This window comes from Microbacterium resistens, assembly GCF_021172025.1.
Classification (GTDB): domain Bacteria; phylum Actinomycetota; class Actinomycetes; order Actinomycetales; family Microbacteriaceae; genus Microbacterium; species Microbacterium resistens.
In genome coordinates this window covers 1055342-1081202 of the sequence record NZ_CP082781.1, presented here as the reverse complement: position 1 = coordinate 1081202, position 25861 = coordinate 1055342, and the positions used below count along the sequence as shown (strand labels likewise).

Annotated in this window: 35 protein-coding genes; 29 read left to right on the top strand and 6 right to left on the bottom strand. The window is 67.1% G+C overall.

What is annotated here, in order from left to right; translation table 11 throughout:
* Positions 1-137 precede the first annotated feature (137 nt).
* The 17 genes from K8F61_RS05200 to K8F61_RS05120 all read left to right on the top strand — a co-directional run bounded on the left by K8F61_RS05200 (position 138) and on the right by K8F61_RS05120 (position 13551).
* Entirely contained in the window at positions 138-584 is a 447-nt protein-coding gene (locus K8F61_RS05200; RefSeq protein ID WP_231820922.1) for a hypothetical protein, read from the top strand.
* Positions 585-636: 52 nt separating this feature from the next.
* Positions 637-2028, top strand: a complete 1392-nt coding sequence (locus K8F61_RS05195; protein ID WP_231820921.1) for a phage terminase family protein — start codon at positions 637-639, stop codon at positions 2026-2028.
* Positions 2025-3485, top strand: coding sequence for a phage portal protein (locus tag K8F61_RS05190; protein WP_231820920.1), 1461 nt, complete (start codon positions 2025-2027; stop codon positions 3483-3485). Before K8F61_RS05195 ends, K8F61_RS05190 begins: the two co-directional genes overlap by 4 nt.
* Positions 3486-3493: 8 nt before the next feature.
* Entirely contained in the window at positions 3494-4126 is a 633-nt protein-coding gene (locus K8F61_RS05185) for a phage scaffolding protein (protein WP_231820919.1), read from the top strand.
* A gap of 67 nt (positions 4127-4193) precedes the next feature.
* A complete protein-coding gene (locus tag K8F61_RS05180; protein WP_231820918.1) occupies positions 4194-5135 on the top strand; it encodes a phage major capsid protein in 942 nt (313 codons plus the stop codon).
* An 18-nt stretch (positions 5136-5153) separates the two neighbouring features.
* A complete protein-coding gene (locus K8F61_RS05175) occupies positions 5154-5489 on the top strand; it encodes a Rho termination factor N-terminal domain-containing protein (protein WP_231820917.1) in 336 nt (111 codons plus the stop codon).
* A complete protein-coding gene (locus K8F61_RS05170) occupies positions 5416-5835 on the top strand; it encodes a hypothetical protein (RefSeq protein ID WP_231820916.1) in 420 nt (139 codons plus the stop codon). The genes K8F61_RS05175 and K8F61_RS05170 overlap by 74 nt, the downstream gene beginning before the upstream one ends.
* Positions 5835-6191, top strand: coding sequence for a hypothetical protein (locus K8F61_RS05165; protein ID WP_231820915.1), 357 nt, complete (start codon positions 5835-5837; stop codon positions 6189-6191). The genes K8F61_RS05170 and K8F61_RS05165 overlap by 1 nt, the downstream gene beginning before the upstream one ends.
* Positions 6192-6193: 2 nt before the next feature.
* Complete coding sequence (locus K8F61_RS05160; RefSeq protein WP_231820914.1) at positions 6194-6472, top strand: hypothetical protein; 279 nt, start codon at positions 6194-6196, stop codon at positions 6470-6472.
* Positions 6469-6897 (top strand): hypothetical protein, encoded by a 429-nt coding sequence (locus K8F61_RS05155; protein ID WP_231820913.1) that lies wholly within the window; start codon positions 6469-6471, stop codon positions 6895-6897. The genes K8F61_RS05160 and K8F61_RS05155 overlap by 4 nt, the downstream gene beginning before the upstream one ends.
* Before the next feature lie 73 nt (positions 6898-6970).
* Positions 6971-7537 carry a phage tail tube protein gene (locus K8F61_RS05150; protein ID WP_231820912.1) on the top strand — a complete coding sequence of 189 codons (567 nt, stop codon included), beginning with the start codon at positions 6971-6973 and terminating at the stop codon, positions 7535-7537.
* Between the two features lie 89 nt (positions 7538-7626).
* Entirely contained in the window at positions 7627-8013 is a 387-nt protein-coding gene (locus tag K8F61_RS05145) for a hypothetical protein (protein ID WP_231820911.1), read from the top strand.
* A gap of 113 nt (positions 8014-8126) precedes the next feature.
* Positions 8127-8378 (top strand): hypothetical protein, encoded by a 252-nt coding sequence (locus K8F61_RS05140; protein ID WP_231820910.1) that lies wholly within the window; start codon positions 8127-8129, stop codon positions 8376-8378.
* Positions 8379-8389: 11 nt separating this feature from the next.
* A complete protein-coding gene (locus tag K8F61_RS05135; RefSeq protein WP_231820909.1) occupies positions 8390-10537 on the top strand; it encodes a phage tail protein in 2148 nt (715 codons plus the stop codon).
* A gap of 66 nt (positions 10538-10603) precedes the next feature.
* Positions 10604-11338, top strand: coding sequence for a hypothetical protein (locus K8F61_RS05130; protein ID WP_231820908.1), 735 nt, complete (start codon positions 10604-10606; stop codon positions 11336-11338).
* 10 nt (positions 11339-11348) lie between these two features.
* Complete coding sequence (locus K8F61_RS05125) at positions 11349-12428, top strand: hypothetical protein (protein WP_231820907.1); 1080 nt, start codon at positions 11349-11351, stop codon at positions 12426-12428.
* On the top strand, positions 12418-13551 hold the full coding sequence (locus K8F61_RS05120) for a M23 family metallopeptidase (RefSeq protein WP_231820906.1): 1134 nt from the start codon (positions 12418-12420) through the stop codon (positions 13549-13551). Before K8F61_RS05125 ends, K8F61_RS05120 begins: the two co-directional genes overlap by 11 nt.
* Here the strand turns inward: K8F61_RS05120 and K8F61_RS05115 are convergent.
* On the bottom strand, positions 13548-13979 hold the full coding sequence (locus tag K8F61_RS05115; RefSeq protein WP_231820905.1) for a hypothetical protein: 432 nt from the start codon (positions 13977-13979) through the stop codon (positions 13548-13550). The genes K8F61_RS05120 and K8F61_RS05115 overlap by 4 nt on opposite strands.
* A 116-nt stretch (positions 13980-14095) precedes the next feature.
* Between K8F61_RS05115 and K8F61_RS05110 the strand changes: the two genes are divergently transcribed.
* The gene (locus K8F61_RS05110) at positions 14096-14266 is read left to right on the top strand and encodes a hypothetical protein (RefSeq protein WP_231820904.1); all 171 of its coding nucleotides are present in this window, start codon (positions 14096-14098) and stop codon (positions 14264-14266) included.
* Here the strand turns inward: K8F61_RS05110 and K8F61_RS05105 are convergent.
* Positions 14229-15023 carry a DUF4145 domain-containing protein gene (locus K8F61_RS05105; protein WP_231820903.1) on the bottom strand — a complete coding sequence of 265 codons (795 nt, stop codon included), beginning with the start codon at positions 15021-15023 and terminating at the stop codon, positions 14229-14231. The genes K8F61_RS05110 and K8F61_RS05105 overlap by 38 nt on opposite strands.
* Positions 15024-15077: 54 nt before the next feature.
* Here K8F61_RS05105 and K8F61_RS05100 point away from each other — a divergent pair, with 54 nt between their 5' ends.
* The 8 genes from K8F61_RS05100 to K8F61_RS05065 all read left to right on the top strand — a co-directional run bounded on the left by K8F61_RS05100 (position 15078) and on the right by K8F61_RS05065 (position 20418).
* Positions 15078-15503: a hypothetical protein gene (locus K8F61_RS05100; protein WP_231820902.1), complete on the top strand. Its 426-nt coding sequence runs from the start codon at positions 15078-15080 to the stop codon at positions 15501-15503.
* Between the two features lies 1 nt (position 15504).
* Complete coding sequence (locus K8F61_RS05095; protein ID WP_231820901.1) at positions 15505-16557, top strand: hypothetical protein; 1053 nt, start codon at positions 15505-15507, stop codon at positions 16555-16557.
* Positions 16554-17594 carry an alginate lyase family protein gene (locus tag K8F61_RS05090; RefSeq protein WP_231820900.1) on the top strand — a complete coding sequence of 347 codons (1041 nt, stop codon included), beginning with the start codon at positions 16554-16556 and terminating at the stop codon, positions 17592-17594. The genes K8F61_RS05095 and K8F61_RS05090 overlap by 4 nt, the downstream gene beginning before the upstream one ends.
* Before the next feature lie 64 nt (positions 17595-17658).
* Positions 17659-18498 carry a M23 family metallopeptidase gene (locus K8F61_RS05085; RefSeq protein ID WP_231820899.1) on the top strand — a complete coding sequence of 280 codons (840 nt, stop codon included), beginning with the start codon at positions 17659-17661 and terminating at the stop codon, positions 18496-18498.
* Positions 18499-18514: 16 nt separating this feature from the next.
* A complete protein-coding gene (locus K8F61_RS05080) occupies positions 18515-18811 on the top strand; it encodes a hypothetical protein (RefSeq protein WP_231820898.1) in 297 nt (98 codons plus the stop codon).
* Positions 18808-19575, top strand: a complete 768-nt coding sequence (locus tag K8F61_RS19030; protein WP_269456634.1) for a collagen-like domain-containing protein — start codon at positions 18808-18810, stop codon at positions 19573-19575. The genes K8F61_RS05080 and K8F61_RS19030 overlap by 4 nt, the downstream gene beginning before the upstream one ends.
* The gene (locus K8F61_RS05070) at positions 19572-20111 is read left to right on the top strand and encodes a hypothetical protein (RefSeq protein WP_231820897.1); all 540 of its coding nucleotides are present in this window, start codon (positions 19572-19574) and stop codon (positions 20109-20111) included. The genes K8F61_RS19030 and K8F61_RS05070 overlap by 4 nt, the downstream gene beginning before the upstream one ends.
* Before the next feature lie 10 nt (positions 20112-20121).
* On the top strand, positions 20122-20418 hold the full coding sequence (locus K8F61_RS05065; RefSeq protein WP_231820896.1) for a hypothetical protein: 297 nt from the start codon (positions 20122-20124) through the stop codon (positions 20416-20418).
* A 77-nt stretch (positions 20419-20495) separates the two neighbouring features.
* Here the strand turns inward: K8F61_RS05065 and K8F61_RS05060 are convergent, their stop codons facing one another.
* Both K8F61_RS05060 and K8F61_RS05055 read right to left on the bottom strand, forming a co-directional pair.
* A complete protein-coding gene (locus K8F61_RS05060) occupies positions 20496-20672 on the bottom strand; it encodes a hypothetical protein (RefSeq protein ID WP_231820895.1) in 177 nt (58 codons plus the stop codon).
* 82 nt (positions 20673-20754) lie between these two features.
* On the bottom strand, positions 20755-20904 hold the full coding sequence (locus tag K8F61_RS05055; RefSeq protein WP_231821600.1) for a hypothetical protein: 150 nt from the start codon (positions 20902-20904) through the stop codon (positions 20755-20757).
* 717 nt (positions 20905-21621) lie between these two features.
* On the opposite strand from K8F61_RS05055, the gene K8F61_RS05050 reads away from it, so the two are divergent.
* Together K8F61_RS05050 and K8F61_RS05045 are read left to right on the top strand one after the other, a co-directional pair.
* Entirely contained in the window at positions 21622-22137 is a 516-nt protein-coding gene (locus tag K8F61_RS05050) for a hypothetical protein (protein ID WP_231820894.1), read from the top strand.
* Positions 22138-22163: 26 nt separating this feature from the next.
* On the top strand, positions 22164-23258 hold the full coding sequence (locus K8F61_RS05045; RefSeq protein ID WP_231820893.1) for a fatty acid desaturase family protein: 1095 nt from the start codon (positions 22164-22166) through the stop codon (positions 23256-23258).
* Between the two features lie 366 nt (positions 23259-23624).
* Here the strand turns inward: K8F61_RS05045 and K8F61_RS05040 are convergent, their stop codons facing one another.
* Positions 23625-23957, bottom strand: coding sequence for a hypothetical protein (locus K8F61_RS05040; RefSeq protein WP_231820892.1), 333 nt, complete (start codon positions 23955-23957; stop codon positions 23625-23627).
* Positions 23958-24148: 191 nt separating this feature from the next.
* Between K8F61_RS05040 and K8F61_RS05035 the strand changes: the two genes are divergently transcribed.
* The gene (locus K8F61_RS05035) at positions 24149-24811 is read left to right on the top strand and encodes an Ltp family lipoprotein (RefSeq protein ID WP_231820891.1); all 663 of its coding nucleotides are present in this window, start codon (positions 24149-24151) and stop codon (positions 24809-24811) included.
* Positions 24812-24888: 77 nt separating this feature from the next.
* Here the strand turns inward: K8F61_RS05035 and K8F61_RS05030 are convergent, their stop codons facing one another.
* Positions 24889-25761: a tyrosine-type recombinase/integrase gene (locus tag K8F61_RS05030; RefSeq protein ID WP_231820890.1), complete on the bottom strand. Its 873-nt coding sequence runs from the start codon at positions 25759-25761 to the stop codon at positions 24889-24891.
* Between the last annotated feature and the right edge of the window lie 100 nt (positions 25762-25861).

The following is a 25861-nucleotide window of genomic DNA, read 5'->3' as shown; positions in this document are numbered from 1 at the left end:
TAGCGTCTCGCGTGATGCCCGGGCAACCTGACACCCGGGGGTACACCCCAAGGCCCGACTCAAGGGACACCTCCCGCTCCGCCTGTCCTCGTCTCTCTCCGACCCATCGGCCTGACCCATGACCCAGGAGGTGTCGGATGCCTCGTGAGCTCGCCCCGTGCGGCACCCGGACGGCCTACAAGCGTCATCAGCGGCGTGGAGAGCCTGTGGACGAGGCGTGTAGGGCGGCGAACGCGGAGTATCAGCGGTCGAAGTCGGGGCGGGCGCAGGACGAGGAGCAGTCGGCGCCGATCGTGGCGCTGCCGGGTGGCTCGGTGGAGATGCCGATCGCGCCGAAGGGGGACGTTGACGCGCGAGCGGAGTTGCTGGCGAACATGGCGCTGGTGAAGAAGGCGATGGAGGCGCTCGTCGACGCCGACCCGATGAAGATCGTGACGCTGTCGAAGCGGCATTCGGAGTTGGTCGACGAGCTGGTGAAGGTCAGCGGGACGGCTCCGGCCGCCGCGTCGGGGGAGGCTGATCCGTTTGCCTTCCTTGGAATCGCTGCTCGGGGACCAGCGCCCGCGCCTCGAAAGTCGTCCTGACTCGGTCGGGTCGTGGGGAGAGCTCGCGGTCGACTTCGCGACGGCGTGCGGGATGAAGCTCGAGGACTGGCAGGAGTACGTCCTGTGGGCGTGGCACGACATCGACGGCGATGGCCGTTGGGCTGCGTCGGAGTGCGGTCTGCTGGTGTCTCGGCAGAACGGTAAGAGCGAGATCCTCGTCGCGTACGACCTCGCCCGGCTGTTCCTGTTCCCCACCGAGGACAAGCGGCGGCGGACGGTGCTGCACACGGCTCACGAGCTGAAGACGGCGACGGAGACGTTCGAGAAGCTATCGGGCATCGTGCAGGCGAACGACCGGCTCATGGAGCTGGTGGATCACGTGTACACGGCGAACGGCAAGGAAGCGATCGTCCTGAAGCGCCGTCCGGGGCAGCTGCTCGGCGACCGGGTCCGGTTCGTGGCCAGGTCGAAGAAGTCGGGCCGCGGTTTCGCTGCGACTGACATCGTCTATGACGAGGCGCAAGAGCTGCCGGCGTCGGCGCGCAAGGCTCTGACGTACACGCAGTCGACCATTCCGAATCGGCAGGAGCTGTACGTCGGCACGGTGCCGTCCGAGGAGAACGACGGCGAGGTGTTCGAAGGTGTCCGTGACCGCGGTCGACGTGGCGCTGCCCGTACGGCGTGGCAGGAGTGGTCGCCGGAGGGCGCGGAGGATCCGAAGCGCGCGAGCAAGATCGACGTGAACGACCCTGCTGTGTGGCGTCAGGCAGTCCCCGCGATGGGCTCGTGGATCGAACCTGAGACGGTCGCCGAGCAGGTCGCCCGTGCGACGGATCGCGACGAGCTGCTGCAGGAGCGTTTCGCCGTGTGGCCGAATCGTCCCGAAGAGGTTGCCGAGTCGCTGTCCGAACTGGACCTACAGACGTGGATCGACGCCGCCGGCCAGTTCCCGGTCGACGGCACGGCGCCAGGGGCCGTGATCGCGATTGCCCTGTCGCAGGGCGGGGGCTCGGCCACGGTCGCGGCAGCGCGCCGTGTCGACGGCGACCGGATCGCGGTCGAGCACAAGAAGACCGCGGCCGGCACCCTGTGGGTGGCCGCCTACGTGAAGAAGCTGAAGGCTGACCTCGGCGATGCGCTCGTCGTGCTCGATGCGAAGAATGCGACCGCGGTGATCGCTGCGCTGACGGGCGCCGGGGTGAAGTTCCTCGCGATGAACGTCCACGAGGTCACCGCCGCGCACCAGTTGTTCATCGAGCACTCGAACGCGCGCATGGTCGTGCATCGCGATCAGCCCGAGGTGACCGCGTCCCTGCAGTTCGCCGCCGTGCGCACGACGCGCGCGGGTGGGCAGACGTGGGAGCCGTCCGATTCGAAGAAGCCGATCACGCAGGCGCAGGCAGTCACCTGGGCCGTCTGGGGTGTGCTCAAGCGCGAGTCCACGCCCGTGAAGAAGCGACCTGTCGTGAAGGGATACGCATGAGCCTCGACAACGCGGCACTGGGGAAGCTCGGCGCGGACCTGCAGTCGGACGCGCGCGCCGCGTGGGCGCCGCTCCAGACGCTGCAGAAGCACATCGACGGGCAACTGCTGAAGACGTGGATGCCGGACAACGCCGACGCCGAGTACAAGGACCTGCTGCGGAAGTCGGCGTCGCCCTGGCTGGGTTTCGCGCGGGACGCGATCGCGCAGGGCTGCATCGTCTCTGGCTACACGAACGCGGAGATCTGGGAGCGTGCGTGGCGCGCGAACGGGATGGACGGACGGCAGGATGTCGTCACGCGCGACGCTGTCGGTTTCGGTCGCGGGTTCGTCGCGATCCTGCCCGGCGCGGACTCCGACAGTGTCGTGATGCGTCCCATGGGTGCACTCGACACGTACGCCGTGTACGACGACCCGTGGGACGAGTACCCCCGGTACGTGTTGCACCGGCGGAAGCCGCGGACGGGCAAAGAGACGTTCTGGCAGGGCGAGTGGATGCTCCTCGACGAGGAGGTCATCTACCGGTTCACGGGGACGCCGGCGGCGCCGGTCGACGTGAAGACCGAGGAGCACGGGATGGCCGCGGCCCCCGTGGTCGGGGTGTCGAACACGCTTGACGCGTCCCCGCGTTCCTCGATCGCGGACAAGGTGCCCGTGTACAAGCGGATCGTGGACGGCACGTTCACGCTTCAGATGCTCCAGCGGTACGCCGGGTTCCCGCAGAAGTGGATGGCCGGCGGGGACGTTGACCCCGAGGTGCGAGCTTCCGTGGACTCGTTGCTGCACGCCGGCGGCGAGGCAGGGGAGACGGCACGCTTCGGCGCGTTCCCGGCCGCGGATCTCGACAAAGCCGTCGCGGCGCTCGACGCGCACATCAAGCACTTCAGCGCGGTCGTGCAGGTCCCGCCGCACTACCTGCTCGGCGCCGTCGTGAATATGTCCGCTGAGGGCATCGCGGCCGCGGAGGCTGGGTACCACCGGAACCTGTCGGCGCGGAAGAAGGCGCTCGGTGAGGGGTACGAGCTCGCGATGCGCACGGCGGCCGCGATGCTCGGCGACGAGAGCGCGGCGAAGTCCGCGAGCGATCAGGTCGAGTGGGAGAACGTCTCGTCGTGGTCGCTGTCGCAGGTGACCGACGCGATCCAGAAGGTCATGGCCGACACGGGCCCGCTCGAGGCCCTGTACCGGATGATCCCCGGTTGGACGAAGGCGGACGCTGAGGCGGCGGTCGTGGCGGCCGAGAATCTGCGATCGGCGTCGTCTCCGGTCGAGCTGGCGAACCTGATCCAGTCCATCTACCTCGGCGTGGGGAAGGTCCTCACGTCGGACGAAGCTCGCGAGATCGCGAATCGTGCAGGCGCTGGCCTCCGCGGTGACCTCGCGCAGATCACACCCGCTTCGGGCGGGGATGCAGGAACGGCACCTGCCATCGATGCCGGCACACCCACAACTCCGTAGGAGGATCCATGTTCACCCAGTTCGATCGTCACCCGTTCCTCGTGTTCAACACGGAGGGCGGCGACGGTGGCGGGGGAGGCGAGGCCACCCAGCAGGGCGGTCAGGACGGCGTCGAGCCGCCCGCGTACACGCCTCCCGCGACGCAAGAGGAGTTCAACCGCGTCATCGAGTCCCGTCTCGCGCGGGAGCGGCAGAAGTACGCCGACTACGAGGACCTGAAGAAGAAGGCCGCGGAGCACGACCAGTACCTCGAGTCGCAGAAGACCGAGCACGAGAAGGCCCTGGAGGCCGCTCGCGCAGAGGCTGCGGGCGAGACGCGGACGAAGTTCCTCGGCCGGATCGTGTCGTCGGAGGTGAAGCTCGCGGCCACCGCTGCTGGCTTCACGGATCCGGGCGACGTGCTCGCGTTCCTCGACTCGGAGGAGCTCGTGAAGGACGACGAGCCGGACGTCGACGCGATCAAGAAGGCGATCGACAAGCTCGCGACGGACAAGCCGTACCTGCTGAAGGCAGGAAAGCCGACGCCGCGGACCCGGCCGAAGCCCGGAACGGGTGAGCAGACCGACACGGCCACCGAGGCCGGTAAGGGGAAGGCCGCCGCTGCGCTTCGCGCGCTCGGCGCGAGTCGTAAGACCGCCTGACCTGCATCACACCCTCAACCATCCGCCGTCCCGCCCGGGGCGGCTTCGTCGTTAAGGAGACGACAGCATGGCAGATATCTCGCGCGCCGATGTGGCGACGCTCATCCAGGAGGAGTACTCGAACATCTTCCTCGACGCCGCGGGCGACGTGGAGGGTTCGGCTGCGATCCGCGCCTTCGGTACCGTCCCTCTCGGCACCAAGACCACCAACGCGCCGGTGCTCACGACCCTCCCCGAGGCTCAGTGGGTGTCGGAGTCCGCGACTGACGCGGCTGGCGTGAAGCCGACCTCGAAGGTGATCTGGGGCAACAAGAAGTTCGTCGTCGAGGAACTCGCGGTGATCCTCCCGATCCACGAGGACGTCCTCGAGGACATGTCCGAGGACGGTCTGACGCTGCTCGCGACGCAGGGCGGTCGCGCGATCGGGCAGAAGCTCGACGAGGCGATCCTGTTCGGCGTCGACAAGCCGACGACCTGGCTCGACCCGGACCTGCTCGCGTCGGCCACGGCGGACGGCAACGTCTTCCAGGTGTCGACCACGCCCGGCGAAGACGACCTCGCAGGGTCGATCTTCCAGGCCGCGGGCGCGGTTGCTGACTCGGGCGCCAACCCGACGTCGATCCTCTCGTCCCGTGGCCTGCGCTTCCGTCTCGCGAACCTCCGCGCGTCGGACGGCACCGCGATCCTCTCGCGCACGCTCGGCGGCGACGGCACCTTCAGCGACGACATCGCTGGCCTGTCGGCGCAGTTCGTCGACAACGGTGCATGGGACAACGCGCGCGCCACGGCGATCGTCGCCGACCGGGGCCGGGTGAAGATCGGCCAGCGGTCCGACATCCAGGTGAAGTTCCTCGACCAGGCAACGGTCGGCGGCATCAACCTGGCCGAGCGCGACTACGTCGCACTGCGCTTCAAGGCGCGGTACGCGTACGCGCTGGGCAACACCATCACGGGCACCGGCAAGGCCGAGCCCGCGGCCGCAGTCACTCCGGCCGCGGTCACGCCGTAAGCGAAGGAGGCGACGAGCATGAGCATCACGCTGAAGCACCCCGGCAAGGGCCGTCAGGTCACCGTGCCGGACAACGTCGCCGACTCCTACATCTCGCAGGGGTGGGTGGTCCCAGGATCGCCCGCCCCTGCTGAGCAGGAGACGGTGGACATCTCGAAGCTGAAGGTCGACGAGCTCAGGGCATACGCCGAGGAACACGGCATCGACCTCGGCGGCGCGAAGAAGAAGGCCGACATCGTGTCGGTCATCGAGGCCGCTGCGAGCGCGGAGGAGGACGGCGATGCTGACGCTAACGATGCAGAAGCTGGATCCGTTCCTGCCGACGCTGACGGCGGCGCAGACGACCAGGGCTGAGGCGTGGCTTCCGGTCCTCGCGCTGCGTCTGAACGCGCGGTACGGGGACCGGATGACCACGGAGAACGAGCCTGCGTTCGTCTCGGCATGCGCCGACGCGATCGTGCACAAGCTCGGTCAGCCCAAGGTCATGGTGGACTCGCAGACCATCGGGCCTGCGAACGTCCGCTACAACGCCCGCGCCCACCTGCTGAAGTGGTTCCTCCCGGAGCAGCTCGACGACCTCGACGCGATCGTGGGACTCGGGAACGTCCGCAGTGTGCGGATGCCGGCGCCGGACGCAATCCGGTTCGGGAACCGTCTTCGCCGTGTGGAGATGATCCCGCCTGAGGAGGGTGACTGCTGATGGAGTTCCCCTTCGGCGAGACGGTGGTGCGCGAGCGTCGCCGACCGGTCGAGGATCCCTACGACCCCGGTACACAGGTGCCGGGGTCGTGGGACGACCCGCTGGACACGCTCACCATCGACCAGGTGTTCATCGCGTCCTCGTCGTCCACGGCGCCTCTGGACGCGACACGGTCGCAGATCCTCACGGAGAAGTCGCTCTACTGCAACGACCCGGACGTCGACGTGCTCCCCGGCGACCGGATCCGTCGAGGCTCCGAGGTGTTCTACGTCAACGTGCGCCCCGCGGCCGACACGAACCCGTTCACCGGGTGGCAGCCGGTGGTCGAGATCCCGCTCGACATGAAGGAGGGCTGATCATGGCTCTCAAGTGGGACAACCCGTCGATGAACGAGCTCGCCCGCAGCTCAGGCATCGCGGGCGCCGTGATGGCTGCGACCGAGGACATCGCCCGCACGGCCCGCGCGGACGCCCCGGTCGGCGCGACGAAGGAGTACCGGAACTCCATCAAGACCGGCATGAAGTACCAAGAGCGCGCGGTCGGACTCGTCTACTCGGACGACGACAAGGCGCTCATCGTGGAGGCGAAGACCGGGAACCTGGCGCGCGCGGTGAAGAAGAACGCGAGACGCCGATGACCGCCGTGATCCACGCGGACCTGGAGCTGTTCTTCACGACGTGGCTGCGCGCTCAGCTTCAGGCCCGGCCGGAGCCGGTGTGCCGGGACGTGAAGGTCGACAACAAGCACCCGGACCCGAACGCGGCGTGGCCGAAGCGGCTCGTCGTGATCCGGTACGACGGGTCCTCGTCGGGCGAGATCATCACCGACGACGCCGCGCTCGGGGTCACCGTCTACGCGGGCACGAAGGCGCTCCCGAAGGACGCGAACGACCTGGCCCGGATCGTGCGGGCCCTGATCGACGACAGTGCACGCGTGGAGCCGGGGAACCCGGTCGCCGCAGTGCAGTCCTCGTCGGGCCCGATCCCGGTCGAGGGCGGCACTCAGCCTCTCGCGTGCCGCTATCTGACGTTCGAGCTGACCGTGGTCGGCTCGGCTCTCTGACCACCCACACCCCATTCCGAAGGCCCTCGCGCGACGTGCACGGGGGTCTTCCTCGTGCAAGGAGGAACCCCTGATGGCTGACGCCGCTGGGAATGACATCACGCTGGTCGGCGTCCCCGTCACGGGATTCGTCGCGCTGGCACCGTTCGGGACGGTGTTCCCGACCCCGGTCGAGGGCGCAGACCCCGCTCTCGTGCTCGCGGCCGCGTTCAAGAAGCTCGGTCTGCTGAAGACCGACGGCGGGCCCGGATGGACCTACGAGAAGACCGGCGACGCGCTCGAGTTCTGGCAGGACGGGTACTCGATCCCGTCGGGCCTGTCGAATGTGCAGGTCGCTGCGACCGCCGCGGAGCAGAACCCGTGGGTGCGGGAGATCAAGTCCGGCAAGACCCCGGACGCGAACGGGTACATCACGTTCGACGGTGGCGGTCACGCGACCCAGTACGTCCTGTTCTCGGAGGAGATCTTCAAGAACGGGATGATCCGCCGTCGCGTCGCCCCGAACACGCAGGTCGACACGGTCGCGGAGGACCGGAACACGCGCGGCGAGGTCCTCGGCGACGCGATCACCTTCAAGGTGAACCGGTCGCCGCTGGTGAACAACGACCACTTCGGCGAGTGGGTTCTCCCCGCCGAGTGACAGACGGCGGGGCGCCGGCTCCTCGTGGGTGGACCGGCGCCCCGCTACCCCTGACCCACGCACCCACATCACCCACGAAGGAGTCCGACATGGTTGCTACGACCACGAAGAAGCCCACCGCGCGCAAGACGCCCGCCCGGAAGCCGAGCGCACCGAAGACGGCCGAGACGTCCCCGCTGACCTACACGGTCGTGGAGGACGTGCTGCACTACACGACGAAGGCGGGCTTCAAGCTCACCATCGATCTCGACTTCCCGCCTGATCTGTTGAAGCTCGCGATGGGCGCGGATGAGGAGGACCGCTCCGAAGAGGAGCAGTTCGAGATCATGGCGCGCACGTTCGGCGCGAACTTCCAGGAGGCCTACGCGGCCATGGGCGTGATCGAGCGCCGGCGAGTCCAGCGGGCGATGTTCCTCGAGTTCCAGAAGGCGATGGACATGCCGCTGGGGGAATCCTTGGGCTCCTCCGATTCGTAGAGGAGCACCGCAAGCCAATCCGGTTCGACCTGCAGAGGCTTGGTCTCGACCTCGACGATCTCGGCACCCGCCGACTGCGCTACCTGCGCGCGGCGGATCTGATCGAGGAGCTGTTGCGGGAGACCGGGTCGCACCTGTTCGCCGACCTGCGTGGGTTCTTGCGGGTCGGGTCGCACGCCGAGATCGCGCAGATCACGCTCGCGGAGTGGTTCGCGAACGTGCACCGCGACGTCAAGGCCGCACCTGAGCCGTTCCGGTTCCCGCGGCCGTGGGCGGACGAGACCACGAACGAGGACGTGTCCGCTGAGCAGCGGGAAGAGCTCACGAAGCAGCTCATGAAGCGGAGCGCACTCCGAGATCGATAGGGGGTGTCTGCATGGCATCCCAGGTCGCTGTCGCCGAGGTCGCCGTCGTCCCTACCTTCCAGGGCTTCCGGAAGAAGACGAACGCGGAGGCGGAGGGTGCCGCGACGTCCGCCGGGCAGGGCTTCCGGCGCATCTTCTCGAAGACCGGATCCGACTCCGGCAAGGCCGCGGGGCAGGGCTTCAAAGCCGCGTTCGAGGGATCCGCGAAGGGCGCCTCGGACAAGGTCACGAAGCAGCTCGAGGCGGATGTCGCGAAGGCGTCCCGTGCCCTGTCGACCGCGCGGTTGAAGGAACAGGACGCGATCGGGAAGGTCCGGGTCGCGCAGGCGCAGCTCAACGAGGCGAACAAGAAGTACGCGCAGGACTCGTCGCAGGTCATCCGTGCTCAGGAGCGGCTCGCGAAGGCGTCCAGGGACCTCGAACGCGACCACAAGCAGACCGAGTCCGCGACGGACGATCTGAAGCGCGCACAGGGCGAACTGGCGCGTGCCGCAGACCGGGCCGGGGACGAGCTCACTGAGGCGGGTAGCAAGGGCGTCAACGGGTTCCGGTCCTCGGTGATCGGAGGGGTGAAGTCCTTCGCCGGCCCGCTGATCGCCGCGTTCGCTGCTCTCGGGATCGGAAGCATCGCCGCCGACGCGTTCCGTGAGGCGAAAGACTTCGTCCTTGGGACGATCGATATCGCATCGGATCTGAACGAGTCCGTGAACGCTGTCGAGGTGTCCTATGGTGACGCGGCCGACGCGGTCCTGAAACTCGGCGAGAACAGCGCGAAGGCGTTCGGTCTCAGCAAGAACGACCTGAACGGGTACGCGACTCAGTTCTCAGCGTTCGTGAAGACGATCGCGGGATCCGGTGGTGACGTCGTTGGGACGCTGGAAGACCTGATCGGCCGTGGGACCGATTTCGCGTCGGTGTTCAACCTGGACGTGTCCGACGCGCTCGGGCTCTTCCAGTCCGGTCTTGCAGGCGAGACGGAGCCGTTGCGGAAGTACGGCATTGACCTATCCGCGGCGGCCGTGGAGGCATACGCGCTCGCGAACGGTATCGGCGACGGTACCGGCGAGCTCACCGAGGCTGAGAAGGTTCAAGCCCGGTACGGGAAGCTCCTCGAGGCGACGTCCGACGTCGCGGGGGACTTCGCGAACACGCAGGATGAGCTCGCGAACAAGAACCGAGTCAACGCGGCATCCTGGGAGGACATTCAAGCGAAGATCGGTGACGGGTTCCTACCGGTCGCTGAGCAGCTCGCCGGGATCGTCGGTGATGATCTCCTTCCGGTCATCGGTCAACTCGCCGAGGAGCAGGGGCCCGCGCTCGCACAGGCATTCGCGGATGTACTGCCTGATCTGACCGAGATTGCCAAGGACCTGCTTCCGCTGCTCCCGGATCTTCTGGAGTCGTTCGCGGACGCGTTGCCCGCCGTGCTTGACCTCGTCGGAGCCATCGCTCCGCTCGTGGCGTGGTGGGCGCAGGGCAGTCTCGATGCGACCAACATGCTCGGGGCGCTGTTCGACCTCATCTCCGGGGATGCCTCCCTTGAAGAGTTCAAGGACCGGCTGCTGAACCTCTCGGGCCCGCTGGGGGATGTCATCGCGTGGGGCGGGGAACTGTTGTCCGGCTTCCTGGACTGGTTCGGCCAGATCCCCGCAATCGTGGGGGCCGGTGTCGACGGTGCGATCGCATGGCTGCAGGGGCTCCCGCAGCGGGCGGTCGACGCGGTGGGGGATCTCAGCGGGTGGCTGGTCGACTCCGGCCGGTCCCTGATGCAGGGGTTCCTCGACGGTATCGAGGAGATGCTCGGCCCGATCGGTGATGCCGTGTCGGGTGCGCTCGACTGGCTGACCGGGTTCTTCCCGCACTCGCCCGCGAAGCGAGGACCGCTCGCGGGCTCCGGGTGGACGGCGCTTCGCCGGTCGGGTCAGGCGACGTGGGATCAGTTCGTGTCTGGCTTCGACGACGGGGGAGACCCGCCGTTCCCGGGTTTCCCCGGCAACGGTGCAGGTCCCGGGCCCGACGTCTCCGGCGGTTCGGGATCCGTGCCGGCCGCAGGGGCCAGGATCACGCAAAACAACCACTTCGCTCATATGCCTCCTGAGGAGGCGGTGGAGGCGACGGGGCAGCGGCTGTCGTCGTTGGCTCGACGGGCACGGGTATGAGAACGGGGGTGGCTGATGCTCCAGATCCATGTTGATGGGCGGGAGATCCTCGGCCACCCCCGGGACATGTCCCGCCCGTATGGGCTGTTCGTCCGCAAAGACGGGTTCCAGGGATGGCAGGGACTCCCTGCCGGGCGTCGCGAGGCGCTCGCGCGCGCCGTGCAGCACGGCGAGTTCGACGTGCCCGTGTTCCTCCCGTCGAGGGTGGTCACGATCGACGGGTGGGTGATCGCCCCGTCAGAGTTCGAGCTGGGGAAGCTGTCCGACTCCGTCGCCGGCATCGGCGCGACAGGTCCGCGGATGACCGTCACCATCGAGCACCAGGGCAACCTTCGGAGGGCATACGGGCGGAGGATCCTCGCCGAGTGCGACGACAAGGGGATCCGCTTCGGACGGTACCTGCGTGCGGAGTTCCAGGTGCAGCTGGTGTTCGCGGATCCCCGGAAGTACGGCGACACCGCGGTGCTCCCAGGGGACCGGCTGGCCCCGCCGAGCCCCTCCGCGACGGCGACGGTGGTCGACGTGTTCTCATATGGGAACTTCCCCGCCTTCCCGGTGGTGGAGATCCCGAACGCCCCCGCCGGCTACACCATCACCTCCTCGGCCGGAACGTTCACCGTGTCCGGTGCGACCGCGGGCGGCACCCACACCGTGGACCTTCGCAATGGCCGGGTGCGCCGCAACGGGACGGAGATGCCCGGCGTCGGACGTGGCGACCTCTGGGCGGTGCCGCCGCGCGAGCCGATGAAGCACACCTTGTCCGTTCCGGGGCGGGTGCGGATCACCGACACCGACGTGTGAGGAGGCGCGCATGTTGACCCTCTGGACACATGACGCGATCACCGGGGACGAACGCGAGCAGGTCACCGCGAAGGCGACGGAGGGCGGTACGCAGTGGTCGATGAACGTCAGCGGCACCGGCACGTGCACGTTCGTGTTCGCGGTAGAGGACACGGATGATGGGCTCACGCTCGCCGAGATCCGCCGGCTGTTCGCGCCGAACTCGACGTTGCTGTCCCTCCGTTGGGGCGCGGCCTCGGTCGTCGGGGCGTGGAAGGTCGAGGACTGGGACTTCGACGAGGACACGTCCACGGTCACCGTGACCGGGGTGGAGATCCGCAATGAGGCCAACTGGCGGTTGACGTACGGCGTTTCCATCTACGACCAGGGCACCCTCACCATCTCCAACCGGTCCCACTCGGGCGCGGTGCGGGCCATCCTCGCCCGGTTCATGCAGTGGTCGCCGGAGTGGGCGTACCCGATCGATCTCCCCGCGGACAGTGCCGGGTCGTTCTCGGCGGTGTGGGAGTTCTGGAAGAAGCTCACGATCGCGGACCTGTTGAAGCAGGTCGAGGACGAGGGCTACGAGGTCCTGTTCCGCCCCTATCTCACCGGCACCAGGCAGCTCCGGTTCCAGGTGCACGTCGCCGCCGCGGTGTCGGTCGGCATGAGCTACTTCCACCTGCAGGCCGCAGACTCACCGCTCGGCGGTGTCCGCTACAAGGAGTCCGGCGCATCACAGATCACCGGTGGCCAGGGCATCGGATCCGGCACCGGTCAGGACCAGCCCGTCCGGTGGGCGGGCGGCGGCCCGTACCTGATCCCGATCCGGGACGCGAAGCGAGACTTTCCCGACCTCGACGGCGACCGACTGCAGGCCGCGACGAACGCGTGGGTGGCCGCGAACCGGGACGTGCAAGCACAGTGGACGGTCAGGACGTTCACCGCCTCGGACGAGTACCCCGCCGGCCACGCCACGGTCGCGCGCGGGTGGACGCTCGAATCGTCTGGTCACCGCGTCTTCCCGAACGGTCGTCACCCGTTGCGGGTCATCGCCGCTTCGGGGTCGTTCTCGAACCAGATCAACGTGGAGGTGCAAGGTGGCGCGTGACCTGAACGACGCATGGGGGTGGATCGAGCGTCTCGTCCGCCGTGTGGACCGGCTTTACTCCGGCGCGATGTTGGAGAACAGCTCGATCACGAACGGGCGCATGCGGTTCATCGGCGGGCTGCTGCTGATCGACTCCGGCGGCACACTCCAGGTCATCGGCCAGCTGGTCGGCGAGGGCGACTTCCGGTGGGTCGGCCCGTGGACCCTCGAAGGTCCGGGAACGATCAGCGGCGACACCGTCGGCACCGGGAAGCTGGACTGGCGGGGCCTGTGGAACCTGATCGGCAACGGCACCATCGAGGGTGACGTCCTCGGAACCGGGAAGCTCACCTGGAACGGCCTCTGGGAGATGGTCGGCGCAGGCAAGATCCGTGGCGACGTCGAGGTGCTCGACAACGGGAAGCTGCGCATCGGGAACATGATCATCGACCCGACCGAAGGCGGTTCGATCAGTTTCCCCGGCGGGGCGAAGGTGCAGGCCGATCCCAACGGTGGCGCCCGGATCATCCAGGGCAACAACCGCGCCTACGTCGGACCGAACCTCGTCTCCCTTCAGTACGGGGCCGACAAGAGCATCGCGCTCTCCAACTCCGGCATCACCGTCCGAGGTGCGCCGGTCGATGGGTCGGGAGTCGGCCTCTCCTGGCTCGGCATCGACCCGACGAGCAAGCAGCTCTATGAGGTGCAGTCGAACACGGGCGGTCCTCACGGAAGCCTGTTGATGTGGCCGTTCCCTCCGAACACCGTCACCGACGAGTTCGGTCCTCGCGAACCGGGAGAAAGCGGCTCAGCGTTCCACCAGGGCATCGACTTCGGAACCGGAGGGGTGACCACGGGATCTCCGATCCCTGCCGCAGCTGCCGGCACCGTGATCCTGGCCGGCGACAACGGCGGGTACGGCAACTGCGTGATCATCGACCACGGCGGCAGCCCGAACCTCAAGACGCTCTACGCGCACATGGACACGGCGCCGCTCGTCAGCGTCGGCCAGGTAGTCAACCGAGGGCAGATCCTCGGCCCCGTCGGCAACACGGGACAATCGTTCGGTGCGCACCTTCACTTCGAGGTACACGTCGACGGTGTGCCGGTGAACCCGCGGTCGAAGCTGCCGCAGCAGATCTAGGGCGCGCAGTAGACCCGCTCGAAGCTGTTGATTATCCCCTCGACCCTGTCGGCAGGGAAGTCGCCAGTGAAGGGCACGATCTCTGACTTGTCCACACCCGCGGCAAGCTGCTCGCACGTGTAGTCGGCGGCCTGGACTACCTGCTCGGTTGTCACGTTGTAGCCCTGTCCGACCAGCGAGGCGTGGATGTCAGCGATGACCTGGTCGCGCAGCGTCCACGTGGACTCGGGGGACGGTGCCGCGGTGACTTCGACCGGTCCGGTCGGAGCATCGGTCGGCGTCGGTGTCTCCGCTGGGGGAGCGGACGTGGCCGCGGCGGGTGCTGTGGGCTCGGATGCGGGGCTCTCCGGGGTCCCGGCGCACCCGGCCAGGGTGAGCAGGAGAACGGCCGCTACTGCGATGGTGGCGGCGCTTGTACGCTTGGGCATGATCCAGGTCCATTCTGGGTCGTTGCCCTCGTCGGTCTGTCCACCGGCGGGGGCTTCTTCGTGCCCTGACGATATCGCGAACGGCGGCGAGGGCGCCAGAGAGGTGGGCGGGAGCGATGGACGTTTCAGATCGTGTGGGCGAGGTCGTGGCGGTGAGGAATCCTCGGCTGACCGACGCGGAGTGGCGAGGCATGCTCGTCGCATACACGGATGGTCCCGCCGTGCTCGTCGACACGTCGGCCGGGCGGGTCATGCTGCCGGCGGAGTGGGTCCTTCCCGTGGCGTGAAGAGGTCCGCCGCCCGCTCTGCGGCCTCTCGCTTGGACTCCGGGATCTTGAGGTACAGCGCATCCGTCTCGCGGGCTTGCGTAACCATCTCGTCCACCAGCAGATTGATTGCTCCGAGTAGTGCATCAATGACGTCCGCATCGGCCCCGGTGAGGTCGATCGCTACGGAACCATCACTGCCATGGAGCGCGTCGTTCCCGACGACGCGAAGGGTGGTGAGCAGCTTCCAGAGTCCCGGCCGTACGTGCTGTCGTAGCTCTCCTAGACGATCTTGCAGGTTGGCGGCACGTGTACTGGGAAAGAGCGCCTTCAGCTGAGCCTCCATCGCTGCCCGCGCGAGGGCCGCCGCCGCGCGAGGCGAGTGAGGTCGCACTGCGGTGGCCTCCTTGAACAGAGAAGAGGCTTCCGTGCTGAGGTCGGGATGGGGATTCAGTTTCTGGGGTGGTGCCGGGTAGATCAGCTTCTGCCCACGCCAGACGGACGACTTGCCGCATCCAAGACAGACCGAAGCCGTCCACTGCTCATAGGTGCTTGGAGGGCCGCTCAGCCAGTTGCCTTCGAAGCCGTATGGGACGTCGTCTACGAATGGATCGTGAGACCGCCCGTACTCGTGGTGGACGAGCACGGCTAGCGGCACTCGCAGATGCCGTGAGCGGGCGCTGCATTTGGGGCACTCGAAAGTCTCTGGCAACGACATCACTGTCGGGTCGTACAGAGCCTCGGGTGAGAGGTCCTGCCCGTACACGTCTGCGCTCATGCGCATCAACATATCTGACGCCCCGCGAGGGGCGTTCGTCGTTTGGAGGCACTGATGGCCGTCTACACGTATACGGGGAAGCTCACCGATTTCGGGGAGGCTCCGTTTCCGAACGCGGTTCCTCGGTTGTGGGTTGCTCCGCAGCAGGACGCGATGTCGCCTTCTGGGCCGGCCGCGGCGAAGCGTATCCCGGTGCCGGTCTCGTCGAGTGGTTCGTTCTCGGTCGATCTGACGGCGTCGGTCGATCTGGTCCCGCCGACCAGGTACACGCTGCGCTGCGAGTGGCTGGAGTCCGCTGATGACCCGGACCCGAAGGGGTGGGCTCAGTGGGATTTCACCGCGCAGATCGGTGGCGGGCCGGTCGCGACGATGCCTGGCGTGATGACCCGTGTCTGGTACGACACGGCCCGGCCACCGGTCGACCGATCCGGAATCTATTGGATTCACCCGACCACGGGTGACGTGAAGGTTTGGAGCTGAGATGGCTTGGGAACTCGTTGACAACATCCGTGGGCCGAAGGGCGACAAGGGCGACCGGGGGACGATCAGTTCGATCTCGGTCGCGACGCTGCCGCCGGAGGCTTCGGCGACCGCGTCGATGTCGGGCACCACGGACGTGCATGTGCACTTCGGTATCCCTCGGGGCGCGAAGGGTGAGCAGGGTGTCCCGGGCACGCTGTCGTCGGCGTCGGCGGAGTCCGTGCCGGCGGATGCCCCGGCTGAGGTGATCATGTCGGGCACCACGGAGGTGAAGCACGCGCACTTCAAGGTGCCGCGGGGTCTGCCGGGGACGAACGCGATCGAGAACGACGCGGCGGTGGCGGCGTATGTTCTGGCGGTCGATTCGGCTACGAAGGCTGCGCTGAACGGGGACTACCCGGTGAAGCGCGTCTGGGATGGCACGGCGTACCCGGCGCGTGTTCCTGGTGCGACGAACCTGTTCATCGGGCCGGTGGACCCTGGCCTGGCGATGACGTCAGATGACGTGTGGGCGGATCCGGCTGTGACGACGATCGCGGAGGTCGTGGCGGCGATCTTGGACCCGTCGAGTGCGATGCGTGCCGCGATCCAGACGGCGGTCGTTGCGCCGTCTGTGTCGATCCCGTTGACGCTGCGTAACGGGGAATCGGCGCAGTACACGGTCGTGAACGGCATCCCCGGGTTCTACGGGTGGAACTGTCCGCAGGGTGCGCAGAACCGTCTCGCGGGGACCGTGAAGATCCCCCAGGGCTGGAACACCGCGGCTGTCCGGATCTTCTACATCCCTGCTGTTTCGGGGAGCGGCAACCTGCGTCTCGCGCGTGCCGGTGTCGCCTACAAGTCTGGAGCTCCCGTGCGGACGTTCGGCGTCAGCACGAACACCCTAGTTGTCGGACCGATCGACTCCGTGTCGTCGCATGTGGTGTCCGGGTCGTTGGACGTGACGGACATGGACGAGATCAGCATCGAGGTGCAGCGCACGGGAAACTCGACCTCCGACACGTTCGCGGCTGCGATCTTCATCCTCAGCGCCAGGTTGGAGCGGTTGTCGTGAGCCTCCTGACGCCGGAACGTATCCGCACGATCTCGCAGCCGGAGAAGTTCGCCACGTCGATGCACCTGTTCAACCGGGACCGGCTCGCGACGCTCGCGGACATGATCGCGAACGATCAGCTCGACAACCGGATGACGCAGAAGTGGAACGGCATCCTGGAGATCGACAACACGTACACCCCGAAGGGGCCGATCGACCCGTTCAACATCCCGAACTACTACGACGACCCCGTCGCGAACAACGCGTTGACGGTCATCATGCGTGACGACGGGATCACCGCCGTGGATCTGGGCATCCGGTATCGGATGCTCGGAGACGAGGCGGACGCGGCAGCTGTTGTTCGAATCATCGAACCGTGGACGACGATCCAGACGTTCGTGAACCTCGGAGAGTCGCGCCTCACCTGGTCGTACAAGTGGACCCTGTTCATGCAGGCCGCGCAGCTCATCGAAGGATCCGCCGCGTACACGCCGGAGCTGAAGAGCACGATGGAGACGTTCACGCGCGCGCACATGGACATGAGCACCGCGTACGTCCAGACCGAGAACCGCGCCATGTGGGGGTGCCTCCTCGAAGTCGCAGCGGGCGCGTTCCTCAACGACCGGGCCATGTTCGACAAGGGGATCGCTCGCTGGCGGGAGATCTTCGAGAGCGACATCAAGGGCAACGTTCCCGTCCGGGAGATCCTGCGCGAGGCCAACGGGCTGCACTACTGCAACTTCCTGCTCAGCGCCATGGCGCAGACGGCAGAGATCGCCCGGTTCAACGGGGAATGGCTCTACGACTATGTGACGTCGGACGGGTCAACGTTCAAGGGCGTCTGGGAAACCGTGGCGCACTGGACCCGGTACCCGAGCCTGTACCCGTACTGGCCCGGGAGCGGCACGATCCGGATTCAGGCGCACGTCGACATCCTCCACGCCCTCTGGCCCAACGAGGACAGCCAGGCACTGATCGACACCTACACCACGACGCAGGACACGTTCGGGTTCCGGCAAGGGATCCTCGCGTACCGGTACCGCCCCCTCTGGGGATAACCGCTCCCACCGAACGATCTGCTCGCCCCGCCCTGTGCGGGGCTTCGTCATGAGAGGAGCACGCATGCTCTGGCCCAACGGATCGACGGATCGCCCGACTGTCTCGGACGACTTCGGCTACCGCGGGATCCACCCGGTCTGGGGGACGCCCGCCTGGCATTACGGAACCGACTTCGTCGGCTTCGACACGGTCCGTGCGATCGACGACGGCGAGGTCATCGTCGCAGGCACCCCAGCCGGATGGTCCGGCGGTGGCACGCAGGTGTGGATCCAGCACGCGTGGGGCGTGTCCCGGTCCTTGCATCTCGACTCCCGCAGCGTCGGCGTCGGCGACCACGTCACGGCCGGGCAGCCGCTCGGCGTGATGGGGATGACCGGCACCGCGACCGGTGTCCACCTGCACCTCGAGGTCGTCGTCGACGGCGACCAGATCGACTCCGTCCCGTTCATCACCGACCGACTCTCGGCCGCGCCCGCGACCGTCCACGTGCCCGAGGAGGACACCGTCATGAGCATGATCACCGCCCGCTGGAACGGGCTGCACGTCTTCACCGTGGGTCCGCGCTTCCTGGAGCACGAGACCGACGTCGAGCAGGCGCGGCAGGCCGGATGGCTGCTGAACCGTGAGTCCCGCATGGGCACCGAGAACGGGCAGCGGACGATGTTCGTCGAGGTCGGCAACGACGGCCTGAACCGGATCCAGCGCACCTTCGGGATCCCCTGGTACGCGTTCGACCTCGTCATGGCGGGCCGTGCCTTCGACCTCGAGGGGAACTTCGGCCGGGGTCGGCTTTGGTCGAAGGAGGACGAGGCCCTCGCCGCCGTCCAGGGCGTCCAGGTCCGCACCGACGGGCTCGCGAAGTCCCTCGACGAGCTCATCGCGAAGACCAAGACTGCCGCCTGACCCCTGAGGAGCCGCCATGCCGCAGGACATCCTGCTGGCCCTGATCGGTGCCGGTGGGATCGTCCTCGGCGCGGCGGTCACCCAGCTTCTCGGCAAGCTGCCGTCGAAGGGTGACGCGACGAAGACGCTCGTTACGTCGCTGCACGCCGAGATCGAGCGTCTCTCCGAGCGCGTCGACGGTCTCACTGAGCGTGTCGAGCAGGGGGAGAGGGTCGGCCGTGCGAAGGACGACTACATCCACGTGCTCCGCCAGCACATCACAGACGGGAAGAAGCCACCGCCCCCGCCGTACCCGGAGGGACTGAAGTCATGACCGACAACATCTCGGACACCACGGCCGCGGTGGCGGAGTGGGACCGCCGTCAGGCGCGTTCCGCTCGCCGCTGGCTGATCGTCGTTCTCACGGTCGTCGTTCTCGCGATGGGATCCGTCGCCTGGTGGGCGATCGACACGACCCGACAGCGTGATGCGATCTGGGCCGAGTACCAGTCGCTGTACGACGAGTACGTGCACCGCACCGGCGACAACCCCGCCGCTGAGGAACCCGCCGAGGTCGTCAAGGGCGAACCCGGCGCGCCCGGTGCCCCCGGCCCGCAGGGACCGCGAGGGGAGAAGGGCGCCCCAGGGGACCCCGGTCCGAAGGGCGACCCCGGCGCTCCCGGCGCTGCGGGAGTTGACGGCGTCAACGGCGCGCCGGGCGCGGCCGGAGTCGATGGACTCCCGGGGCGCCCCGGCGCCGATGGCGTCCCCGGTCCCGCCGGTGCGCAAGGTCCGGCTGGCGCTCCGGGCGTCCCTGGCAAGGACGGAGCGCCGGGACCTACAGGGCAGCCCGGACCTCCCGGCCCGCGAGGCGAGCCCGGTCCCAGCGGAGCCCAGGGGCCCGCAGGACCCCAGGGGCCACAGGGGCCCCAGGGAGAGCCCGGCGCTCCGGGACTCGACGGGGCGCCCGGACCTACCTGTCCCGACGGCTGGACCGCCACCACGGTCTGGCTCTCCATCGCCGACGAAGAGTTCGGCACCTTCCACCGGGCGCAGGCAATCGTCTGCCTCCCCACACCTTCCCAGGAGACCCCATGAGCAACATCTGGTTCCCGCTACAGCGGGCCATCCGAACCGCGGTGCAGGTGCTCGTCGCCGGCGCCGCGATCCTCGCCACCACCGTCCTGGTCGCACCGCAGATCCTCACCGCCATCCAGGACGTCCTCCCGGGCCCCGCGGTGGCGTGGATCTCGGGAGCGATAGCCGCTCTCGCTGCCATCAGCGCTGCGATCTCTCGTGTGATGGCGATCCCGGCCGTCGACGAGTGGCTGAAGAAGCTCGGCGCAGGATCCGCGCCCGCCGGCGCCACCGCCTACACATTGATCGACGGCACCACCACCCCGATGACCCGACGCCAGTGGCGCGCCTTCGTCAACGGCGGCGGCAACACGACCACCGTGGGCGAGGCGCCTATCGTTACCGCCGAGGCGATACCCGCTGGCGAGGACGGGAGCTTTACACCGGACGGCCGGGGAGGCGGGCACTTCCGCATCCCTCGCGGTCTCCCAGGCATGAACGGGGCGAACCAGGACCGGGCCGCCAGCGACTACATGAACGGATCTTCCGACGACTAAGCTCGCCCGCATGACGGAAGCCGAACGTCTCGCGCGACAGGTCAACCTGCGGGTGCCAGCACTGCTCACGAGTGCCCTGGAACACTCGAGATCCATGCCCGGCAGCGAGACCGCCGAACGTGCCGAGCGTGACTTCCGTGCGACAGTGGCGGATCTGCCCGACGAGGTGTCGGCCGAGGCAATCGCGTTCGCGCTGGCACGCTACGCCGCCCAGATGGTCGATCAGCTCTCAGTCGCGGCAGGCATGGATGCGGAGTCGGTGATCCAGCACTTCGCGGCGACCTATCTCGCAACGATGGATGACTGACAGAGACCTCCCGATCTGAGCGAACCGCCCCACTCTCCTTCGGGAGGGTGGGGCGGATTTCGTTTGTTCGGGCACGTCTACTTTTCCTTCGGCTCGCGTCCGGTTGCTTTGTGGATTCTGTCGCTGGCGTCGTGGGCCGCGTCATGGATGGTGTCTGTGACGTCGCCGATTTTTGATTCGACTGCGTCGACGACTTTGTCGGTGACGTTCTTCGTTCCTTGTGCGGCGCGTTTGATGCTGTCGCCTACGGTCATGATGGTCCTGCTTCCTGTTTCCCATCCCTCGGGGGTGGGGTGTTCCGTGTCGATACCGGGCCGGTTCGCGCGGTGGGTGGGGTCAGGCTTTTGCGCGGTTCGCGCGTTGCCGGAGGATCCCGAAGATGACCGTGCCGATGAAGAGCACGATCCCGATGATGCCGAGCCAAAGCAGACCCTCGAAAACGAATCCGATGACTGACAGCACCACCCATGCGATGAGCAAGATCACGAGTACTGTCCACATGAGGGTCACGCTACGCCGGTTCCGAGCGTGAAGGGCCGAAACGAGCGATCTCATGCTCGGGGCTAGTAATGGTGAGACAACAGGCGTAGCGTCCGGAGTGGGTTACCGGCGTGCTCTGGGGGAGTGCGTTAGCGGTGGCTCGTTGCAGGATGAGGGCTCTCGCCGTGGCTGTCGTCAACGGGGACGTTCGTGGTCCCGGTGGGAGTCCTCCATGAAGTGGCCTAGCGGTCGTGTTGGGGCGGGGAGCGTCAGAGTTGTTGTCAAGCCCCTGTCGTGAGGCCCGTCCCATGAGCATGCTGGGCCTTGTTGCGGACAACGGCGTGCGCATCTTCGCCAACGGACGGAGGTCCCGTGATGTCGTCTTGGCCCGCCCCGCGCCTTGCGTTGCTTCGGTCTTCCGCCCATTCGTGGAGGCTCTGTGACGAGTCTTGGAGCGAGGGCGACCCCCGCTATCTCGTCGCGTATGTCGAGCAGCGTGGAAAAGGGGCGTATGAGGTGACGTGGGTTGGGTTCGGTGTGGGGACGGCCACGTTCCGGATCCTCGACGATCTGTTCCGCGCCGCGCTGGCATTCGTCTCCGCCCCGCGGGCTGCGCGGTCCATGAAGCCGAATCCGATTGCCAGCCGGCCGCCGTGGCCGAGTGAGCGATGATGCAGGTGGTCACCTGTATGCGGTCCCAGGGAGGGGGCGTACCGTCAGGAGATGAACGCAAAAGTGAAGATCGAAGGGCAAAGCTCTGAACTGCTCGGCCTGACCGTCGTCCTCGCCGGCTCGCTTCCAGGGACGCTGATGACGGAGGACGCCCCGGACCGCTATACCGTCGAGGCGGTGTTCTCCCGCAAAGTGGATCGTGAGGAGGAGGCGGCGATCCACGGGGAACTGATGCGTGCGTTCCTTTCGTCGCGCGGGTATCCCGCTGTCGAGCTCCGCGTCGCGGATCGACGGTTGGAGATCGCTAACACCAATCTCGAAGAGCTACGTGATGGTCTCGCCGCAGCGCTTGCGGAGAGAGTGGCGTCCATCAGCGCGGCGATTCTTGCTCGCCGCGAGATGGCGGCACGGCGATTCCAGGATGCTTCGCAGCGTGAGCAGGTGCGGGTGGCGTCGGTGCAGGAACTGGCCGATGCGGTGTCCTTCACCTGGGAAGTCGCCGTACCGATCGTCGACGACGATCAACGAATCGAAGACTGGGTCGAAGAGGGCGGTGCGGATCGCTGACTCGCGTCCCCGGGAATGAGGTCATCATGGGTGAGATACGCACGACGATCCGGACCGGCCCGCGCGACAGGGCCGTGCGCGGCACCAGCGCCTTCACGGAACTCGCGCAGGAGATCCGCGCGGGCGGTTTCCTGCGCCGCCGCTACGGGTATTACTGGACGAAGTTGATCGTCGCGCCAGTCTTGTTGGGCGCGTGTCTCGCCGTGTTCGTCTGGATCGGGGAGAGCTGGTGGCAGCTTCTCGTCGCCGCGACCCTCGGAATCGTGCTCACGCAGATCGCGTTCCTCGGACACGACGCGGCTCACCGGCAGATCTTCGCATCAGGGAAATGGAACGACTGGGTCAGCCTGATCCTCGGTGACCTGCTGATCGGGATGAGTTATGGGTGGTGGCAGAACAAGCACACCCGACATCACGCGAACCCGAACAAGCTCGGGTCCGACCCCGACATCGAGCTTCCCGTGATCGCCGTGACCGCCGAGGCCTCATCGAAGAACCGCAACCACATGGTGCGCTGGCTTCGAGCGCACCAAGGTGTCTTCTTCTTCCCGATCTTGCTACTCGAGGGAATATCGCTCCACGCGTCCAGCGCCAGGCGTGTCTTCGCGCGAGGCCGGTTGGAACGACGTTGGGCTGAGGCCGCCTTTCTCGGTATCCGAATGATCGGATACGTGGCCCTCGTCTTCCTCGTGCTGTCGCCCGGGATCGCCGTCGCGTTCCTCGCCGTCCAACTGGGAGTCTTCGGGTTCTACATGGGAGTCGCCTTCGCACCGAACCACAAAGGAATGCCCATCGTGCCCCGAGACTTGCGGCTCGACTTCCTGCACAGGCAAGTGATGATGAGTCGAAACATCCGCGGCAATCGATTCCTCGACGTCGCCATGGGCGGACTCAACTACCAGATCGAACACCACCTCTTCCCGTCGATGCCGCGGCCGCACCTCCGCAGCGCGGCGCCGATCGTCGAACGCTATTGCCGCGCGCACGATGTGCCCTACACCCAGGTCGGGCTCTTCGCCTCCTATGCCATTGTGGTCCGCTACATCAACCGCGTCGGGCTCGGAGAACGCGACGTGTTCACCTGCCCGCTCCTCGAACAACGCGCACACCTCACCATCTGAGCCGCACGACAAAACCGTTCCCGAGTCGTGGCCGGGCGGCGCCGGAACCGACAGGTGGAGCCACCTGGGAACGCCCACATGTTCGGGGCGTAACGTCCGAACATGAACACCACAACATCCAGTGCCGATCGCAGCGCAGAAGCCCGATGGGAGAACGAGGGCGGCGCGCAACCACCACCGGCCCACACGAGCGCGTGGCAGGACGAGCTGTCGAGACACTGGCAAACGTACATCCCTTCCGAGGAGACGGTTGCCCGGACAGCGAAGAAGCGGCACCACCGAGACAACCCGCACGGACACGGGCGACGCACCTGGCAACTCTGACCGCACCGGGGCGAGGTGAACACTGACGAGCTCACTAGCTGCTCACGCGCTCTGCCCGCCCCGAGGTGCCGGCGCCATGACCGCGTTCGACCACACCCAGCAGCGGAACGTCTTCCCCTGGACCGTGAACGACACCCCGCACGCCTTCTCCGTCCACCGCTCGACGACGCAGTCGACCTTCGCCGGCTGCGCCCCGAACCGCACCCACGCCCGCGCATGCGGCGGCTTCGGCGCGATCGTCACCGGCTCGTTCGCCAGGTCCAGCTCGTCCGGAGTCAGGGACTGCAACGGCCCCGCCGTCGCGACCCACCGGGCCAGGATCTGCTCATCCCGCTCCCGGTCGATCACGTGCGCGTAGCGGCGGTTCGTTCCCATCGTGGCCGGAGACTACGCCCAACCGCCGACGTCACCATCGTTGAGAACGGCGCCCTGCGGTGATCCTGAATCGTTATCTGACCGGCCGGCAACGGGAATCGCTTCACCAGTAGTCTCCCGATCAGAGCGCGCAGGCGCTCCGAGAGTCAAGCGCCGGCGCTTCCGCTCTCGTAGTCTCCGAAAGGCAGTCCATGTCCGAGAACACACCCGCGCCCGGATGGTACCCCGCTCCGCACGCGAACAACGAGCAGCGCTATTGGGACGGCACGCAGTGGCTTGAGCCAGCCGCTCCTGCGGCGCCTGTGGCACCCGCACAGCCCGCGAAGAAGTCCAAGAAGGGCTGGATCATCGCCGGCGCGATCGCGGCTGCTGTGATTGTGATCGGTGGCATCGGTAGCGCTCTCGGACTGGGGAACAAGGGCCAGCCGGCGTCTTCTCCGGTTGAGACGTCGGTCAGCGAACCGGAGGCCACGCCCGCGCCTGTCGTAGAGACCGAGGCTCCGCCTGCTGAGCCAGAGGAGGCACCTGCGCCGGCACAGCCTGAGGTGCCAGCCGAGTTCGTATCGGCGCTCAAGAAGGCGGAGATGTACTCGTCTGTCATGTACATGAGCAAGGCGGGCCTGTACGACCAGCTGACGTCCGAATACGGTGAGAAATTCAGCCCTGAGGCAGCTCAGTATGCGGTCGACAACGTGAAGGCAGACTGGAACGCGAACGCGCTTGCGAAGGCGAAGACTTACCAGGAGCAGATGGCGATGTCGCCGGAGGCGATCCGGGACCAGCTGACGAGCGAGTATGGCGAGAAGTTCACCCAGGAGGAAGCCGACTTCGCGATCGCGAACCTGAACGGCTGAGTACCAATCAGGAGCGACAGAATCGCCCCGCGTAGCCAATCGGCTGTGCGGGGCGATTTCGTGCGTCTGCGGCAGGCTCACGCCGCGTGGGGGGTCTTCCTTCCCGAGCGGGTGGGGATCGGACGCGCGGGGAGGGCGACGATCCCTGCGCGCTTCCTCCGTTCGCTGACCCGCGTATAGATCTGGGTCGTGGTGAGCGTCTCGTGCATCATGAGCTCCTGCACCACACGGATGTCGACGTCCTGCTCGACGAGGTCTGTACCGAACGCGTGGCGCAGAGAGTGCGGGGTGAGCAAGGGGTCGAGGATGCCGGCCCGGATCTTCGCCTTCGTGATCAGGTTCGTGACCGAGTCGGACCGCATCGGCTTCGACGGGTCCTTGCGTGCCGGGAACCACCACGAGTCCTTCGGCATCGTGTGGGAGAGCTCGCGGATCACCGGGTGCAGGGGTAGCCGGCGGAGCTTCGCGCCCTTGCCGAGCGTGCTGATGGTGTCTGTCATCAGGTCGATGTCGTGACCGTGCACGCGGGCGATCGAGGAGACCCGGAAGCCCTGGTAATAGCCGACGAGGATCATCGCCTGGGTGCGTCGGTACGCGCCGGAGTTCAGCATGGCGTCGATCTGCTCGGCGCTGAACGGACGAGGCTCGCCCTTGGGGACGCGGATGATCGGCAGCCGCGTCGATGGGTTGTCGGGGCGGATGCCCTCCTCGTGGAGGAACGTGTAGAACGCGACGATCGCTCCGCGCTCGGTGCGACGAGTGCCTGCCTTCACGTTCTCTCGGCCGACGTAACGGCGGAGCGAGAACACGTCACATTCGACGAGGTTCCCGACCTGCCCGGCTAGGGTCGTCAGGATGCTTCGACGGTTGCGGATCGTCGTGGGGGAGAGGTTCTTGGAGCGCTGGTAGTCCAGGAACATCTCGAGCGCTTCCAGGTCGTGAACGTGCATGGGGACTCCTTCAGGGGACCGCTCGTCGTCGAGCATGATGCTGACGTTAGGGACTCCGAGATATCGGCTTCGAGGACCGCCACGCCCAGAGTCGCAGCGG

Excerpts from the sequence above, each read along its gene's own strand:
- K8F61_RS05050 (WP_231820894.1), top strand. The coding sequence starts at position 21,622 with ATGAACGCAAAAGTGAAGATCGAAGGGCAAAGCTCTGAACTGCTCGGC.
- K8F61_RS05045 (WP_231820893.1), top strand. The coding sequence starts at position 22,164 with ATGGGTGAGATACGCACGACGATCCGGACCGGCCCGCGCGACAGGGCC.
- K8F61_RS05145 (WP_231820911.1), top strand. The coding sequence starts at position 7,627 with ATGGTTGCTACGACCACGAAGAAGCCCACCGCGCGCAAGACGCCCGCC.
- K8F61_RS05035 (WP_231820891.1), top strand. The coding sequence starts at position 24,149 with ATGTCCGAGAACACACCCGCGCCCGGATGGTACCCCGCTCCGCACGCG.
- K8F61_RS05165 (WP_231820915.1), top strand. The coding sequence starts at position 5,835 with ATGGAGTTCCCCTTCGGCGAGACGGTGGTGCGCGAGCGTCGCCGACCG.
- K8F61_RS05040 (WP_231820892.1), bottom strand. The coding sequence starts at position 23,957 with ATGGGAACGAACCGCCGCTACGCGCACGTGATCGACCGGGAGCGGGAT.
- K8F61_RS05065 (WP_231820896.1), top strand. The coding sequence starts at position 20,122 with ATGACGGAAGCCGAACGTCTCGCGCGACAGGTCAACCTGCGGGTGCCA.
- K8F61_RS05160 (WP_231820914.1), top strand. The coding sequence starts at position 6,194 with ATGGCTCTCAAGTGGGACAACCCGTCGATGAACGAGCTCGCCCGCAGC.
- K8F61_RS05190 (WP_231820920.1), top strand. The coding sequence starts at position 2,025 with ATGAGCCTCGACAACGCGGCACTGGGGAAGCTCGGCGCGGACCTGCAG.
- K8F61_RS05180 (WP_231820918.1), top strand. The coding sequence starts at position 4,194 with ATGGCAGATATCTCGCGCGCCGATGTGGCGACGCTCATCCAGGAGGAG.
- K8F61_RS05115 (WP_231820905.1), bottom strand. The coding sequence starts at position 13,979 with ATGCCCAAGCGTACAAGCGCCGCCACCATCGCAGTAGCGGCCGTTCTC.
- K8F61_RS05150 (WP_231820912.1), top strand. The coding sequence starts at position 6,971 with ATGGCTGACGCCGCTGGGAATGACATCACGCTGGTCGGCGTCCCCGTC.
- K8F61_RS05060 (WP_231820895.1), bottom strand. The coding sequence starts at position 20,672 with ATGACCGTAGGCGACAGCATCAAACGCGCCGCACAAGGAACGAAGAAC.
- K8F61_RS05155 (WP_231820913.1), top strand. The coding sequence starts at position 6,469 with ATGACCGCCGTGATCCACGCGGACCTGGAGCTGTTCTTCACGACGTGG.
- K8F61_RS05070 (WP_231820897.1), top strand. The coding sequence starts at position 19,572 with ATGAGCAACATCTGGTTCCCGCTACAGCGGGCCATCCGAACCGCGGTG.
- K8F61_RS05110 (WP_231820904.1), top strand. The coding sequence starts at position 14,096 with ATGGACGTTTCAGATCGTGTGGGCGAGGTCGTGGCGGTGAGGAATCCT.
- K8F61_RS05200 (WP_231820922.1), top strand. The coding sequence starts at position 138 with ATGCCTCGTGAGCTCGCCCCGTGCGGCACCCGGACGGCCTACAAGCGT.
- K8F61_RS05100 (WP_231820902.1), top strand. The coding sequence starts at position 15,078 with ATGGCCGTCTACACGTATACGGGGAAGCTCACCGATTTCGGGGAGGCT.
- K8F61_RS05130 (WP_231820908.1), top strand. The coding sequence starts at position 10,604 with ATGTCCCGCCCGTATGGGCTGTTCGTCCGCAAAGACGGGTTCCAGGGA.
- K8F61_RS05085 (WP_231820899.1), top strand. The coding sequence starts at position 17,659 with ATGCTCTGGCCCAACGGATCGACGGATCGCCCGACTGTCTCGGACGAC.
- K8F61_RS05195 (WP_231820921.1), top strand. The coding sequence starts at position 637 with ATGAAGCTCGAGGACTGGCAGGAGTACGTCCTGTGGGCGTGGCACGAC.
- K8F61_RS05185 (WP_231820919.1), top strand. The coding sequence starts at position 3,494 with ATGTTCACCCAGTTCGATCGTCACCCGTTCCTCGTGTTCAACACGGAG.
- K8F61_RS05030 (WP_231820890.1), bottom strand. The coding sequence starts at position 25,761 with ATGCACGTTCACGACCTGGAAGCGCTCGAGATGTTCCTGGACTACCAG.
- K8F61_RS05175 (WP_231820917.1), top strand. The coding sequence starts at position 5,154 with ATGAGCATCACGCTGAAGCACCCCGGCAAGGGCCGTCAGGTCACCGTG.
- K8F61_RS05105 (WP_231820903.1), bottom strand. The coding sequence starts at position 15,023 with ATGAGCGCAGACGTGTACGGGCAGGACCTCTCACCCGAGGCTCTGTAC.
- K8F61_RS05135 (WP_231820909.1), top strand. The coding sequence starts at position 8,390 with ATGGCATCCCAGGTCGCTGTCGCCGAGGTCGCCGTCGTCCCTACCTTC.
- K8F61_RS05170 (WP_231820916.1), top strand. The coding sequence starts at position 5,416 with ATGCTGACGCTAACGATGCAGAAGCTGGATCCGTTCCTGCCGACGCTG.
- K8F61_RS05080 (WP_231820898.1), top strand. The coding sequence starts at position 18,515 with ATGCCGCAGGACATCCTGCTGGCCCTGATCGGTGCCGGTGGGATCGTC.
- K8F61_RS19030 (WP_269456634.1), top strand. The coding sequence starts at position 18,808 with ATGACCGACAACATCTCGGACACCACGGCCGCGGTGGCGGAGTGGGAC.
- K8F61_RS05095 (WP_231820901.1), top strand. The coding sequence starts at position 15,505 with ATGGCTTGGGAACTCGTTGACAACATCCGTGGGCCGAAGGGCGACAAG.
- K8F61_RS05125 (WP_231820907.1), top strand. The coding sequence starts at position 11,349 with ATGTTGACCCTCTGGACACATGACGCGATCACCGGGGACGAACGCGAG.